This window comes from Endozoicomonas acroporae (assembly GCF_002864045.1).
GTDB lineage: Bacteria > Pseudomonadota > Gammaproteobacteria > Pseudomonadales > Endozoicomonadaceae > Endozoicomonas > Endozoicomonas acroporae.
The window spans coordinates 1-15,231 of sequence record NZ_PJPV01000057.1 but is presented as its reverse complement, the minus strand read 5'-3'; the positions used below and the strand labels follow the sequence as shown (position 1 = coordinate 15,231).

Annotated in this window: 12 protein-coding genes; 8 read left to right on the top strand and 4 right to left on the bottom strand. The window is 50.7% G+C overall.

Going from position 1 to position 15,231, the window contains the following annotated elements; genetic code table 11:
* The first annotated feature begins 46 nt into the window (after positions 1 to 46).
* Positions 47 to 961, top strand: coding sequence for a UDP-3-O-acyl-N-acetylglucosamine deacetylase (gene lpxC / locus CX664_RS10345; protein WP_101746658.1), 915 nt, complete (start codon positions 47 to 49; stop codon positions 959 to 961).
* 371 nt (positions 962 to 1,332) lie between these two features.
* Positions 1,333 to 2,268 carry a M23 family metallopeptidase gene (locus CX664_RS10340; protein WP_101746657.1) on the top strand — a complete coding sequence of 312 codons (936 nt, stop codon included), beginning with the start codon at positions 1,333 to 1,335 and terminating at the stop codon, positions 2,266 to 2,268.
* 55 nt (positions 2,269 to 2,323) lie between these two features.
* On the opposite strand, the gene metX is transcribed toward CX664_RS10340, so the two are convergent.
* Together metX and cysK are read right to left on the bottom strand one after the other, a co-directional pair.
* On the bottom strand, positions 2,324 to 3,406 hold the full coding sequence (gene metX / locus CX664_RS10335; protein ID WP_101746656.1) for a homoserine O-acetyltransferase MetX: 1,083 nt from the start codon (positions 3,404 to 3,406) through the stop codon (positions 2,324 to 2,326).
* Between the two features lie 7 nt (positions 3,407 to 3,413).
* Positions 3,414 to 4,370, bottom strand: a complete 957-nt coding sequence (gene cysK, locus CX664_RS10330; RefSeq protein WP_101746655.1) for a cysteine synthase A — start codon at positions 4,368 to 4,370, stop codon at positions 3,414 to 3,416.
* A gap of 310 nt (positions 4,371 to 4,680) precedes the next feature.
* Here cysK and secA point away from each other — a divergent pair, with 310 nt between their 5' ends.
* The 4 genes from secA to CX664_RS10310 all read left to right on the top strand — a co-directional run bounded on the left by secA (position 4,681) and on the right by CX664_RS10310 (position 11,408).
* Positions 4,681 to 7,422, top strand: a complete 2,742-nt coding sequence (gene secA / locus CX664_RS10325) for a preprotein translocase subunit SecA (protein WP_101746654.1) — start codon at positions 4,681 to 4,683, stop codon at positions 7,420 to 7,422.
* 133 nt (positions 7,423 to 7,555) lie between these two features.
* On the top strand, positions 7,556 to 8,773 hold the full coding sequence (gene argJ / locus CX664_RS10320; protein ID WP_101746653.1) for a bifunctional glutamate N-acetyltransferase/amino-acid acetyltransferase ArgJ: 1,218 nt from the start codon (positions 7,556 to 7,558) through the stop codon (positions 8,771 to 8,773).
* On the top strand, positions 8,754 to 9,740 hold the full coding sequence (locus tag CX664_RS10315; protein ID WP_219622158.1) for a Nudix family hydrolase: 987 nt from the start codon (positions 8,754 to 8,756) through the stop codon (positions 9,738 to 9,740). Before argJ ends, CX664_RS10315 begins: the two co-directional genes overlap by 20 nt.
* Before the next feature lie 204 nt (positions 9,741 to 9,944).
* Positions 9,945 to 11,408 (top strand): AAA family ATPase, encoded by a 1,464-nt coding sequence (locus tag CX664_RS10310; RefSeq protein WP_101746652.1) that lies wholly within the window; start codon positions 9,945 to 9,947, stop codon positions 11,406 to 11,408.
* Between the two features lie 144 nt (positions 11,409 to 11,552).
* Here CX664_RS10310 and yacG read toward each other — a convergent pair whose 3' ends face one another.
* Both yacG and CX664_RS10300 read right to left on the bottom strand, forming a co-directional pair.
* Positions 11,553 to 11,753 carry a DNA gyrase inhibitor YacG gene (yacG, locus tag CX664_RS10305; protein WP_101746651.1) on the bottom strand — a complete coding sequence of 67 codons (201 nt, stop codon included), beginning with the start codon at positions 11,751 to 11,753 and terminating at the stop codon, positions 11,553 to 11,555.
* A gap of 313 nt (positions 11,754 to 12,066) precedes the next feature.
* Entirely contained in the window at positions 12,067 to 12,999 is a 933-nt protein-coding gene (locus CX664_RS10300) for an outer membrane protein assembly factor BamD (protein ID WP_101746650.1), read from the bottom strand.
* A 249-nt stretch (positions 13,000 to 13,248) separates the two neighbouring features.
* Between CX664_RS10300 and rluD the strand changes: the two genes are divergently transcribed.
* Both rluD and pgeF read left to right on the top strand, forming a co-directional pair.
* A complete protein-coding gene (gene rluD, locus CX664_RS10295; RefSeq protein ID WP_101746649.1) occupies positions 13,249 to 14,220 on the top strand; it encodes a 23S rRNA pseudouridine(1911/1915/1917) synthase RluD in 972 nt (323 codons plus the stop codon).
* 17 nt (positions 14,221 to 14,237) lie between these two features.
* Positions 14,238 to 14,990 carry a peptidoglycan editing factor PgeF gene (gene pgeF, locus CX664_RS10290; protein ID WP_101746648.1) on the top strand — a complete coding sequence of 251 codons (753 nt, stop codon included), beginning with the start codon at positions 14,238 to 14,240 and terminating at the stop codon, positions 14,988 to 14,990.
* The last annotated feature ends 241 nt before the right edge of the window (positions 14,991 to 15,231 follow it).

The following is a 15,231-nucleotide window of genomic DNA, read 5'->3' as shown; positions in this document are numbered from 1 at the left end:
TGCATCCAAATAACAGGGACCTTTCAGGTCGCGGAACAGCGTTATCATGATCAGACAGCGTACACTGAAAAATATTATTCGTGCTACGGGCGTGGGCCTTCACTCCGGTGAAAAGGTTTACCTTACTCTTAAGCCTGCTCCCGTAGATACCGGCATCATTTTCTGTCGTACAGACCTTGACCCGGTCATTGAAATTCCGGCACATGCCCTGAATGTCGGGCAGACGACACTGTGCACGTCTTTGCATAAAGACGGCACCCGAATTGACACTGTTGAACACCTTCTCTCCGCCCTGGCCGGGCTGGGTATTGATAACGCCTACGTAGAGGTCAGTGCCCACGAAGTTCCCATTATGGACGGCAGCGCTGGTCCATTCGTATTCTTGCTCCAGTCCGCAGGTATTCAGGAGCAGAATGCGCCCAAGAAGTTCATTCGCATCAAAGAAGATGTGACGGTGACGGATGGGGATAAAACGGCAACCTTCAAACCATACGACGGTTTCAAAGTAAGTTTCACCATTGACTTTGATCATCCTGTTTTCAAAAGCCGCTCCCAGACAGCGTCGATTGACTTCTCCAGTACCTCTTTTGTGAAGGAAGTCAGCAGGGCCCGTACTTTCGGTTTTATGCGTGATGTCGAGTACCTGCGTTCCCAGAATCTGGCCCTTGGCGGCAGCGTGGATAATGTGGTTGTTGTCGATGAGTATCGAATTCTCAATGAAGATGGTCTCCGCTATCACGACGAGTTTGTCAAGCACAAGATGCTGGACGCGATCGGCGACCTTTATTTGCTGGGGCATAGTTTGATCGGTCAGTTTATTGGTCATAAATCTGGCCATGAACTTAACAATAAACTGGTTAGAACGTTGCTTGCCAATGAGAAATTATGGGAGATAGTGACTTTCGAAGAGGCTGAGGTTTCTCCGATCTCCTATCAGAAGCCCGTTGCTGTAACGGCTTGATGAGTGCTTTTGAGTTAATGCTGATCTGTTACGTGATTTTTTGCGAGGCTGGAAAATTTTAGTTTTGAATCAGGCCACAATGATAGTGGCCTTTTTTCTAGCCCGGATATTTCATAAACTGCCCCGAACCGGGTTCTGATAAGTGCATGTTGTTCAATAGTACTGTTTTTTTGACCTTGAACTGTCGTTGACCGCATTAAAAAATACCGTTTTACAACGATAACATCAGTATCAGGTGGCTCCTAGGCAGGGTGGGATGTAGACGAGCGTAGCTGTAGAAGTGGGGAAATCCGTCCTCTGGTTCTGTATTTTGCATGCTCCTGAAATACAATAGTGGAGATATGCTGCGGGTTTGGCATTAAGGGCTGCTGATGAAAATTATTGTTGTTAACCAGGATCATTCTCGAACCCGAACTTATTCCGGAAGTGGAAAACGGGTAGGGGTTCTGTTTTGCTGTGCTTTTTTGCTCTCCATGGCCGTTGGTGGTGGCGCAATGTATGCCTGGTTGACCAATAACCAGGAGCTCATGTTAACCAGTGAAGGCGTAAAAAACTGGAAACAGGTTTTGGATACACAGCAACAGGATCTTGGTCTGGTTCGTCAGCAGGCACAAAACCAGCTGGATGCCCTGATGCTCAGGCTGTCTGAACTTCAAGGGCGTATGACCCGACTTGATGCCCTTGGCGAACGCCTTACCAGCAAGGCAAAACTGGATGACGGTGAGTTTGACTTCAGTGAAGCGCCTGCGCTGGGTGGCCCTCAGGAGTTTGCTGAAGCAGAAGCAGCCTACAGCAAGGTAAGTCTGATTGAGGCTATTGATCAATTGGCGGATCAGATCGATAACCGTGAAGAACAGCTGGACCTTCTGGATAATCTTATTGCCAACAGAACCCTTCACGACGATGCATTTCTAGCGGGGTTGCCCGTCAGAAAAGGCTGGCTCTCTTCCCGTTATGGTCGCCGTACCGACCCGTTTACCGGTAAGGGTGCCTGGCATAATGGTGTGGATTTTGCCGGTAAGCGCGGCTCGGATATTATTTCCGTGGCGGCAGGTGTTGTGGTCTGGTCTGGCACCCGCTCAGGCTTTGGGCTTCTGGTGGAGGTCAATCATGGCAATGGCTATCTGACACGTTATGCCCATAATGATGAAAGTCTGGTCAAGGTCGGTGATATTGTCACCAGAGGGCAGGCCATTGCCAAAATGGGCAGTTCGGGGCGGTCAACCGGACCACATGTCCACTTTGAGGTTTTGAAAAATGGTAAGCCTCAGGACCCTTCGAGATATATCTACAGAGCAAGTAAGTAGGATTTAAGGGCTGATTTTTTTCTTCCTCAGAGCGGGTATTTTTTAACTTCAGCTTTCAGTAGAGAAATGCCCGCAGGTAGCGATCGAAGGCTTCGGTTTCTACCAGGAAGGCATCATGGCCATATTGGGAGGGGTGATTGATATAGTGACAGTCCACCCGTCCCTTTAGCAGACCCTGGTACAGCTCTTGCTGTTGTTGCGGAGTGAACAGAATATCACTCTCTACCGAAATCACTGTGGTTTTAGCGGTAATTCTGCCGAAAGTGGTTGCGAGCGATCCGTATGGTTGCGTCACATCATATCGGTCCATTGCGGCGGTCAGTACCAAATAGCAATTGGCATCGAAGCTGCGGCAAAACAGATCGGCGTTATAATCCATATAGCTGTTGATTTCATCATCACGCATACCAATTTTATCGAAACTATTGAAGCGTCGGTTCCATTCGGCGGCGTTACGATAAGTATAAAGCCCAAGCTTTCGTGCCAATCGAAACCCGTTCAGCAGGGCATCCGGTTCATAATTGCCATCTTGAAAAGCTGGATCCAGCCGAATCGATTCCTGCTGGATCCGACGGTTGGCGATATTGGCCGGATATGCCTTATAGGACGAACTGGTCAACAGTAACCTTTGCACCGAATCGGGATAAGCAATTGCCCAGGTCAGTGAAACCATAGCGCCCATTGAGTTACCGATCATGGCATACAGACTCTCAATGCCGAGGTGGTCCAGCAATAACTTCTGACTGTGCACCATGTCTTCCATCACCACCTCCGGAAAGTCCCCTCTCCAGGGCTTGCCGGTCACCTGATTAATGGTCACCGGACTGGTTGAACCAAAACAACTGCCCAAATTGTTGATGCAAATAACATGATATCTGTCGGTATCAATCGCTTTGCCCGGCCCCACCATGGCCTGCCACCAACCCTTTTTTGGATTGGCTTCAGTGGCAGCGACATGGGGGCCGACACTCAAGGCATGATGAATCAGAACAACATTATCCCTTTGCTTATTCACATGGCCGAACGTTTCGTAACACAACTGCCAGTGTTCCAATACCCGGCCATTGGCTAGGGTGAACGGCTCTGTACTTGTAAACAGGCTGGAGCCGTCTTCGAGGTGCTGTATCGAATAACTCAAGACAGTATTACTTTAAGGTTTCCAGTACTTCGTCGTCTGAGCCTTCGGCTATATCATCAAACAGGAAGGTAGACATGTAACGTTCACCGGTATCCGGCAACATGGCCAGAATGGTAGAGCCTTCAGGTGCAGTTTCAGCCACTTCAAGAGCTGTCGCAACCGTTGCACCGGCAGAGATACCACAGAAGATGCCTTCTTTGCGGGCCAGTTCAAGCGCGGTATCACGGGCAACCACATCGTCAACCGGCAATACTTCATCAATGACGTCGCGGTTAAGGACCGAGGCGATAAAATCCGGCGTCCAACCCTGAATCTTGTGCGGTGCCCACTCTTTGCCACTGAGCAATGCCGCACCGGCAGGTTCGGTGCAGATGATTTTAATGTTTGGACGGGCAGCCTTCAGTACTTCACCGACACCGGTGATGGTACCGCCAGTGCCGTAACCACTGACAAAATAATCCAGCCGCTTGCCGGCAAAATCCTGCAAAATTTCAGGGGCGGTGGTGTTCCGGTGATATTCAGGATTGGCTTCGTTTTCAAACTGTCGAGCCAGGAACCAGCCGTTTTTCTCGGACAACTCTTTGGCAATCCGCACCATACCGGTACCACGTTCGGCAGCCGGCGTCAGTACAACTTTGGCACCCAGGGCCCGCATGATTTTGCGTCGCTCAACAGAGAACGTTTCGGTCATAACCGCCACAAAAGGATGGTTCAATGCCGCACACACCATGGCCATGGCGATACCTGTATTACCGGAGGTCGCTTCTACGACGGTTTGGCCTTCTTCAAGTTCACCTTTTTGCCGGGCGTCGTTGATGATGGCAAATGCCAATCGGTCCTTGACGGAAGCCATAGGGTTAAAGTACTCGGCCTTCACGTAGAAGTTGACGTGTGCCGGTGCCAGGCGATTGATTTTAACGATGGGAGTCTGGCCGATCGTTTCTAAAATTGAATTGTAAATCATATGGGTATGTCTCTTGCTGCCGCCCCGGTTGATATTTTTCTGAGCTCTGTTGCCAAAGGGGTGATCAGATTGTCAGGCACACCAGTATGCCGACAGTTCAATACCAGTGCAAAAATCTAAACCAGCTTGAAAGCATTGAATATTTTTTACCGACTCAGCTTAATGGACAGCACAGAAATACAGCTAATATAGGTGAGACTTTGCCGTGATTGTCATAGAATGTTGGACTATTGTGCGCTTGTCTGCTCCGGCCCGGATTTGTTGGTAGGAGGACAGCTCCGGAAACAGAGTGTGAGACTGTTAACAACTTATGTTTGCTTCGTTAATTAAGAAAGTTATTGGTAGCCGGAATGACCGCCAGCTGAAACGGATGGGCAAGATTGTCAAATCAATCAATGCCCTGGAAGAAAGCCTGGCGGCTTTGAGCGACGATGAGCTGAAGGCTAAAACCGGAGAGTTTCGCGAGCGCTTCAACAAAGGCGAAACCCTTGATGACCTGTTGCCTGAGGCGTTTGCTGTGGTTCGTGAGGCGGGCAAGCGGGTGATGGGCATGCGTCATTTTGATGTCCAGCTTATTGGTGGTATGACCCTCCATGAAGGGCGCATTGCCGAGATGCGCACTGGTGAAGGTAAGACACTGGTGGCCACCCTGCCTGCTTATTTGAATGCGATTCCCGGTCAGGGCGTTCATGTAGTTACCGTGAATGATTACCTGGCCCGTCGTGATGCGAACTGGATGCGCCCGCTCTATGAGTTTCTGGGGATGAGCGTGGGCATAGTTGTCCCGCAGCAGGATCCGGAAGAGAAGCGTCAGGCTTACCAGGCGGATATCACTTACGGAACCAACAACGAGTTTGGTTTTGACTACCTTCGTGACAACATGGCCTTCCGGAAGGAAGATCGCTTCCAGCGTGATCTCTTCTTCTCTATTGTCGATGAAGTTGACTCGATTCTGATTGATGAGGCCAGAACGCCGCTGATCATTTCCGGTCCGGCTGAAGACTCCTCTGAACTTTATAAAAAGATGAATCAACTGGTTCCCAGGCTGCAACGGCAGGAACCCATTCCTGAAGACCAGGATCCCAATACCGTTGAGCTTACCGGCCATTACTCAGTCGATGAGAAGACCCGCCAGGTTGAGTTGAATGAACTGGGCCATCAGTTTATTGAAGAGCTGCTGCAACAGGAAGGTTTGTTGCCGGAAGGGGAAAGCCTTTACGCCTCCAACAACCTGAACCTGCTGCACCATGCGAACTCAGCCCTGAAAGCCCATGTGCTGTTTAACCGCAATGTGGAATACATTGTGCAGAATAATGAAGTTCTGCTGGTGGATGAGCATACCGGCCGGACCATGCCGGGCCGTCGTCTCTCGGAAGGTCTGCATCAGGCGATTGAAGCGAAAGAGGGGCTGCGTATTCAGGCGGAGAGCCAGACTCTGGCTTCCACAACGTTCCAGAATTATTTCCGGAATTATGACAAGCTGTCTGGCATGACCGGGACTGCCGATACCGAAGCGTTCGAGTTTCGTCAGATTTATGGCCTGGACGTCATTGTTATTCCTACCCACAAAGAGATGGTTCGTCAGGATGGTAATGATCTCGTCTATCTGACGATCGCGGAAAAATACGACGCCATTATTGAAGATATCAAGGAAACGGTGAAAGCCGAGCGTCCGGTTCTGGTGGGTACGGCGTCTATCGACTCTTCTGAGCATCTGTCCAAAGCTCTTGATAAAGCGGGTATTGCTCACCAAGTTCTGAATGCCAAATTCCATGAGAAAGAAGCGGATATCATCGCCCAGGCTGGTCGCCCCGGTGCGGTCACCATCGCCACCAATATGGCGGGCCGTGGTACCGATATCATGCTGGGCGGTAACTGGAAGGCAGAAGTTGCCGAGCTGGATAGCCCGGCCCAGGAGCAAATTGATCAGATCAAAGCGGATTGGCAGAAACGCCACATGGCGGTGCTTGAAGCCGGTGGTCTGCATATTATCGGTACCGAGCGTCATGAGTCACGACGTATTGATAACCAGTTAAGAGGCCGTTCCGGTCGTCAGGGCGACCCGGGTTCTTCCCGTTTTTATCTGTCTCTGGAAGACAGCCTGATGCGGATTTTCGCTTCCGAGCGGGTCAAGAACTTTATGAAAGCCCTGGGCATGGAAAAAGGTGAAGCCATTGAACACCGCATGGTGACCAATGCCATCGAAAAAGCCCAGCGTAAAGTGGAAGGTCGCAACTTTGATATTCGTAAGCAGCTGCTGGAATATGATGATGTTGCCAATGACCAGCGTAAGGTCATTTATCATCAACGGGATGAATTGCTCAGTGCAGAGGATGTTTCTTCCAGTATTGAAGCACTCCGTGAAGACGTGGTCAGTGGTCTGATCAGTCAGCACATTCCACCCCAGAGCCTGGAAGAGCAGTGGGATGTGAAAGGTCTGGAAGAGAAACTGGCCAGCGAGCTCAATGAGCGTATGCCGGTTCAGCAGTGGCTGGATGAAGATGATCGTCTGGATGAAGAGGCGCTTCGTGAGCGTATTCTCCAGGGGGTAATCGATTCCTACCGCAAGAAGGAAGAGTTGGCCGGTGCTGAAGTTCTGCGCAACTTTGAAAAGCATATACTGCTGCGGATTCTGGATGACAAGTGGAAAGAGCATCTGGCCACCATGGACCACCTGAGACAGGGTATTCATCTTCGTGGTTATGCCCAGAAGAACCCCAAGCAGGAATACAAGCGTGAGGCGTTTGAGCTATTCCAGCAGATGCTTGAGGATATCAAGTACGACACGATTCGTATTATCTCCCATGTGCAGGTGCAGGAAGATGATCGAACCGCTGAGATGGAACATCAGCGTCGTGAGGAAATGGCCCGGAGAATGCAGTTTGAGCATGCCAGAGCCCAGGGTGTAGAAGCAGAAGCAGCCAGGCAGGAAGCACCTGAAGAGGAAACTCACCAGCCATTTGTCCGGGAAGGGCGTAAAGTGGGGCGGAACGATCCGTGTCCATGTGGATCCGGTAAGAAGTTCAAACAGTGCCACGGTAAAATTGCCTGATCAGGGCAGGTAACTTAAACTGCGGGTCGGTCTTAACAGGCTGACCCGTTTTTGTTGGTGCATCAGCATCTGCTCAAGGCGTAACAACAAAATCAGTCAAGAATAAGCAACGATATCACCAATGGAGTCAATCATGGCAACGGGTTCTGGGGAATGGGCTGTAGTGAAACCGGTCAGGGGCTTTCGCCTGGGAACGGCTATGGCGGGTATCAGAAAACCCGGCCGCCGGGATCTTGTGGTTATGAACTGGGATAAGGGCAGCTCCGTGGCCGGGGTTTTTACCCTTAACCGTTTCTGTGCAGCTCCGGTTCATTTAAGCCGGGAGCGCTTAACCAGTGATCCCCGTTATTTTCTGATTAACACCGGCAATGCCAATGCAGGCACCGGTGAACAGGGAATGGCGGCAGCCAGGCAGACGTCATCCGAGCTGGCGACGTTGTCTGGCGTTAATGAGTGTCAGGTCCTGCCGTTTTCAACCGGCGTGATTGGTGAGCAGCTTCCGGTCAATACGCTCTGTGCAGCGCTACCAGCGGCGCTGTCTGATCTGCAAGAAGATAACTGGTTACATGCCGCTGAAGGCATCATGACCACCGATACGCGACCTAAAGGCAGCAGCCGTCAATTTCAACATGAGGGAACCACCTATACAGTCTCCGGAATCAGTAAGGGTGCCGGAATGATCAAGCCCAATATGGGCACCATGCTGGCTTATATCGCAACGGATGCGGCGGTTGAACAAACGTTTTTGCAAAACCTGCTGTTGGACATTACCAACCAATCCTTTAACCGGATCACCATCGATGGTGATACATCGACCAATGACAGCTTTATGGTGGTTGCCACAGGGGCGGCTGGTAATGATGCAATCACTTCCCGAGATTCCGGGTTGGCCGGGAAGTTAGCGGCGAGCCTTCGCGAGGTGGCTGTTGAGCTTGCCCAGGCAATTGTCAGGGATGGCGAGGGAGCCACCAAATTTGTCACTGTAAAAGTGGCAGAGGCGGCCTCCCATCAGGACGCCCTGGAAGTGGCTTATACCGTCGCCCATTCGCCACTGGTTAAAACCGCCCTGTTTGCCAGTGACCCAAACTGGGGGCGAATTCTGGCAGCGGTGGGCCGGGCCGATATTCCTACGCTTGAGATTGACCGTGTATCCATCTGGCTGGGGGATACTGCTATTGTTGACTGTGGCCAGCCCGCAGTGGGTTATACCGAAGAAGCCGGCCAGAAAGTGATGGATCAGGAGGACATCCTGATCAGGATTTCCCTGGGCGCAGGCCATTGCGCCGAAGAGATCTGGACGACCGATTTATCCCATGAGTATGTAAAGATCAATGCCGAGTATCGCACCTGAATCCATTGCCCCAATGATTATTGACAATAGAAACGTGGTTCATGTGGCAGTTGCTGTGATTCTTGGGGACGATGGCTGGGTTTTACTGGCCAAACGTCCTGAAGATAAACACATGGGCGGATTATGGGAGTTTCCCGGCGGTAAAGTCGAGCCCGGGGAAGATATCAGGGTCGCCCTGAGCCGGGAACTTCGCGAAGAGCTGGCTATCGGCGTTGCCACTTTTTCACCATTAATCAAAATTCGCCATGACTACCCTGATAAGTCTGTATTGCTGGATACCTGGGTGGTCAGTGGTATTCAGGGCGAGCCGAAAGGCAATGAAGGTCAGTTGATTCAGTGGGTTGAGAAGGATTGTCTAAATGACTATGAGTTTCCTGAAGCCAATAAGGTGATTCTCCGGGCGCTGCAACTCCCCGACCTTTATATGATTACCGGGCATTTTGCGGAAAAAGAAGCACTCTTCAACAGCGTTTTGGCAGCGCTGGATAACGGTATTCGCCTGATTCAATTTCGGGCTCATTGGCTTGAGGGGGGTGACTATCTGCGGCTGGCACGGGAACTGTCGAGTTTCGTTCAGGCCGCTGGTGGGACGCTGATCATCAAAGGGGATTTCTCCCTTTTGTCAGAGTCATGGTGCCATGGGCTGCATTTGACCTCCCGTCAGCTGGGTTTGCCGGTTAAACCTGAGAAGCGCCATAGCGGTCAGCTCCTGGTCGCCTCATGTCACGATAAGGCGCAGATCAAAGCGGCCGAGGCAATGGCGGTGGACTTTATTACCCTGTCACCGGTCAAGGCAACCGCTTCCCATCCTGAGGCCAGCCCTCTGGGGTTGGAGCGGGCGGAAATACTGACTGGCATAGCAAAAGTACCTGTGTTCTGGCTTGGGGGGATGAATCCAGAAGATACGCATCTTGCCCGACAGCGGGGTGCCAGGGGAATTGCCGCCATTCGGGCTTTTCGGGACTGATTTTCTCTGGCTTCGGAACGCCTGCTCAAAGCCACTTAGCCTGTCAATTATTGGCCAGTTTCGCTTTTATTATTATTTTTAAATAAATAGAAATTATTTAATTCCTAAAAATTATAATTGACTATTGAACCAACTCATAATTTTCCTCTCTAAAACACCAGTATCACTTAAAAAAATCACAAACAACCAATAGAGGAAGTTATTATGCCTAGTTCAGTCGGTGCACCTGCACCTCAAGTAACCGTTGTGGAACCCCACAAAAGAGATTGGACCATCGTGAGATGGTGCCACAAAGTTGCCGATAGTGTTTCCAGTAAATTTGATGCAGGAAGCACACTCGGTAAATGGCTTGGACGTGCAGTTGCTGCAGTCTTTGTGCCTTTTGGAATCTTGCCTTCCCTGGTTGGTGATGCCATCCACGGTATTAGAGGTAAAGACCTTTCTGACAGGCGTGTTGAAACCACACAGGCAGTTGAAAAGAAAATTCCGACCATGGAGGAATTTGCGGCTCTGAAAGCGGAAAAAGAAGCCCTGAAAGCGGAAAAAGAAGCCCTGAAAACGGATAAAGAAGCTCTGCTTAAGAGGGTTTCTGCGGCAGAAGCGGATGCCAGGCGAGCAAAGCTTGAAAATGAGGACCTTAATGCTCGTGCTGAAAGTCAAGCTGACGCTCTGGTTCGTATTGCTCATGAAGAAAAGCAAGAGCTCTTAAAGAATGCACAGAATAAGTTCAATAAAGAGCGCGAATCTAAAGTTCGTTGTATCCGCAGGCAGCATGGTGAACTTAAAACCAAGGACGCGGAATTAGAAAAGCAGGCAATAAAACTGAAATTTCAGGAATGGAAACTGAAAGTTCGGGATCAGAACCAGGCAGCACTGGAGACGGATCTGGAAAACTTCAAGGCTGTTGCTATTCATCACAAGAATAAAGCTGAAAGTTTCAAGAAAGTCGCAGCTGATAATTTACTAAATGCTTGCAGGGCAACAACAAAGTCTATTTCTACGGGAATGAAGTTGGAAAAGGAAAAGCAAGCAACCTGTTTTATGGCAGAAGAGTTGGTGAAGGAAAGGCAAAAAACCTGGCAAGAGAAATATCTGAATGACCTTTTTAAAGATTTCAGTGTTAAGCAAGATTTGAAAGTTTTGCTGGCTGAGGAAAATTTGGTAAGTTGTGAAGAGTTGGATAATTTAGATGAAAACTCTGTTGTTAAGGTTGAAATGAATGATGATGGGAAGCAACCAATCTTTAACCTTACCGTTATAGCGCCAGGGGCTGTTAAAAGAGTTGTTAGTATCAATTTAATTCAGTTGAACACTTTGTTGAATCGCATGGAGCAATTTGATGATGAATTGATGGATTTTGGTGCACGTGTTCGTACTGGCATTTACGCTCTGAAGACGCATGCTGAAGCATCAGATTATGACTTGGGTTCTAGAGGCTTCGGCGATTATAATGCAGATGAAGCTGTAAGTGTTCATGGTAGCGTTGATGGTGATCAGCCTTTGTCGTTTGATGGTTATGACCCGTCTTTGCAACAGGAACAATCTGCTGAGAGTCTCTTGCCTCCGCCGGGTCAAAATGCCACTGGAAACCAACCTGACGCAGAGGTTTCTGTTGATAAGCAAGATTCGGAATCTGTGAAGGCTAATAATGGTGGAGAGGGGGAATAAATCTTCGAGACTCACCTGATCTCAAGCCATAGTTTGCCCATGGCAGCGAGGCTTGAAAAGTAGTGCCATAAACCGGGGATATCCCCGGTTTTTTTATTGGCTTGCATGTCGTCTTGAGCGTCAACAGGCCCTGAACATGACTACTTAATGCCGGGTGGGCACCTCATCAAGTTCCTGGGACATCAGGTCATCAAAGGCCGGATCACCCGGGATGGTATGTTCTTCTTTTGCCCAGGCACCAAAGTCAATCAGCTTGCAGCGTTCTGAGCAAAAGGGACGGTACTTGCTTTCGGGAATCCACTTCACGGCTTTTCCGCACTGTGGGCATTTAACGGTTTTGGTCATTGCCAGGGCCTGTTGAGGTTTTGTTGCGTGCTCAGCGTATCAGGGCGCTCCTATGACGAGGCACGGCATTGCAGGAAGGCTGGTTGCCTTTCAAAATGCCGCAACGAAGTCATAGGGGTGCCCTGGTACGCCCGAAGGGTGGCTCAGAAAAGCGCCATCTGCTTTGTCAGACTTGCTTGACGTAGAATAACTACGCGCTGCACAAGTCTTTCGCGCATATGACGCTTTTCTGAGCCAGACTGCGCGTCCCGCTGAGCTCGCAACAAAACCTCAACAGGCCCTGGCCAGATAGACTTGGAAAAGGTATATCACCTCAATTCACCACAGGTGGCTGTGGCGGAGGTGCGTCCTGAATTTTGGGTTTGGAGCTGCCAATCAGGCCGAAGGTTAGCGTGCTCCAGATGGATGGATCCACGTCTTCAAACACCTTGTATCCTACAAAATTGCCATTCTTGTCCAGTGCCGGGTGGTTCGGGTAGTTCAGCCTCAACACCTCCAGGGCCTCACCGGCGGGTTCTGGCAGTTCCAGATGTTGATAGCCTTCGACCATAATGGCCAGGGCTTCGGGAACAGCAGGTGTCTGTTGCATATTCTCGACAACATAGCGCCCACGGTTGACCGCAGCAACATAGGCCTTACGTTTCAGATAATAGTTAGCGGCATGAATTTCATACTCGGCCAACCGGTTACGGAGGGCAACCATGCGCTGGCGGGCATCCGGCACGTATTTGCTCTCGGGGTAACGGCTCAGCAATTCAGAAAACTCGTTAAATGATACCCGGGCCTGGCCAGGGTCACGGCGGGTCAGATCCATTGGCAGGTATCGCTCCAGCAGACCCATGGACGCAGTGTTGGACGCCAGCCCTTTGATGTAATAGGCGTAGTCTGCATCAGGGTGTTGCGGGTGCAGGCGGATAAAACGGTCAGCGGCAGCCCTGGAGGCTTCCGGCTCGGCATTTTTGAAATAGGCGTAAATGATATCCAGTTGTGCCTGTTCAGCGAATGCACCAAAAGGATAGCGGGACTCCAGGGTTCTCAGAGATTTAATGGCTTCGGAATAGCGACCGTCCTCAAGCGCTTTGCTGGACAGTTGGTAAAGCTCGGGCTCAGACAGGGCTTCCGGGAGTTGCTCTTTATTTTTGGTGGATGCACAACCCGCCAGAAGAATAGTGGCAAACACCATCAAAATGGATCTGGTGAGAAACGGGGGCAGTACCCTGGGCAATTTTGCAGTCAAGATGGTCATGGTGTTGATTGGTTTCCGTACTTGTCCCGTGCTCTTTACACATCACTTTCTGTCGCTTTCGACAACCGCTCAGGCTTGAGAGTCTTCTTGTGATAAACTCTTCAAACCGATAAAAAGACTTACTAAACCTGCATTTAAACATAGTCTGCCGGAAAACGAAAAGACAAGATTTTACGGCGTTCTGGTTATAGCCATGTGCGGTTTGCGTTGTCGGTACTGAAAGTAGATTTATGAACTGAGTATTGCTGAATGGGCGAAGTTACTAAACATGTCATCAAAGAGAGTGTCACGGTGCCTGATGATCAGGGTGGTCGTCGATTTGATCAGATAGCGGCGGCCTGTTTTCCGGAGTTTTCCAGGGCCCGACTTCAGGAGTGGATTCGTGAGGGCTTTCTGGTGGTGGATGGCGATGCCCGAAAACCAAAAGAGAAGCTCTATGGCGGGGAACAGTTATCTCTGTCCGTTGAGGTTCAGCCCGAAGGGCAATGGGTCGCGGAAAATATCCCGTTGGACATTGTTTATCAGGATAACCATATCATGGTGATCAATAAGCCTGCTGGTCTGGTGGTTCATCCCGCTGCGGGAAACTATACCGGGACGCTGCTCAACGCCCTGTTGTATCACTATCCGGATAATGCAGCGTTGCCTCGGGCTGGCATTGTGCATCGGCTGGATAAGGATACCACCGGCCTGATGGTGGTTGCCCGTTCCCTGGCGGCGCACACCGACCTTGTTGCACAGTTGCAGGATCGTACGGTTCATCGTGAATATGAGGCCGTTGTACGTGGCGTAATGACGGGAGGGGGTATAGTTGATGCGCCGATCGGCAGACACCCGCAAAACCGCTTGAAGATGGCCGTTGTGCGCGGTGGCAAACCGTCTGTTACCCATTACCGGGTAGTGAAACGTTTTAAGGCGCACACTCATATCCGGCTTAACCTGCAAACGGGCAGAACTCATCAGATCCGTGTGCATATGAGTCACCAGCACTTCCCCCTGGTGGGTGATGACCTCTACGGTGGGGGGCTTAAGTTGCCAAAGTCATGCCCGGCTGCGCTGGAAACCGTGCTGAGAGCATTCAGACGACAGGCCCTTCATGCCCGTCAGCTTGGTCTGATACATCCGGCGACGGGAGAGTATATGGAATGGGAGGTGCCCCTGACCGCTGATTTCCAGATGTTATTGGACAGTCTGGCTGCCAATGAGCCCCTCTCGGATTGACACAGAGGAGAATGTGAGTGAGCAGTGAGCGCTTCCTGTGGGCCGACTGGCCTGCGCCGGAGGGTGTTAAAGCGTTAGTTACTACACGAAAGGGTGGGCTGAGTGACGCTGGTTTTTCCAGCTTCAACCTCGGGCTCTACTGTGGTGATGACCAGGACACAGTCCGGGCAAACCGGCAGCTACTTGAACAGGATCTTGACCTGACAACATCCCCGCTGTGGTTAAAACAGGTACATGGTGTTGCCGTTGCCGATGCCAATGCTGATCACCAGGAAACGGAAGCAGATGCTTCGGTTTCCCGCCAACCGGGAGCCGCCTGTGCTGTGCTGACGGCAGACTGTTTACCGGTTCTGTTCTGTAACCTGGAAGGAACGGTGGTCGCGGCAGCTCATGCTGGCTGGAAAGGGTTAGTGGCCGGGGTTCTTGAAGCGACGGTTCATTCCATGGCAGTGCCCCCCCAAACCGTTATGGCCTGGCTGGGGCCTGCCATCGGTCAGCATAATTTTGAGGTTGGACCGGAAGTCAGAGAGCAGTTTCTGGCGGAAGATGCTGGCTGCTCTGAAGCATTTATTCCCGGCCGTGGTGATCGCTGGTTTGCCGATCTTTATTTGCTGGCGCGCAGGCGGCTGAGCAGACTTGGCATTAACAAGGTGTACGGTGGTGAGTTCTGTAGTTATGACCAGTCTGATCTTTTCTATTCTTACCGTCGCGATGGAAATGCGTCGGGAAGGATGGCCTCCCTGATCTGGAGAGTGCCATCTCTGGGCTAGGAGCCTTTTGCCTTCCCGCATGAATGCTTCCTGTTTCAGGGAAGGGGAAGGTCAGGGCGGTAGCACGAAGCGTACATATGTACTATTAAGATACCTCCGGTATAACCAGAGGCACGGCAATGGCCAACTACACACCAATGGTCGTCAGAATTCAAACGCTAACTGAGCCTCGTAGCGATATACACGTTACGTACCCGCTTCCAGAAGTCTTATTTATCGTTTATATCAGTATTTTGAGTGG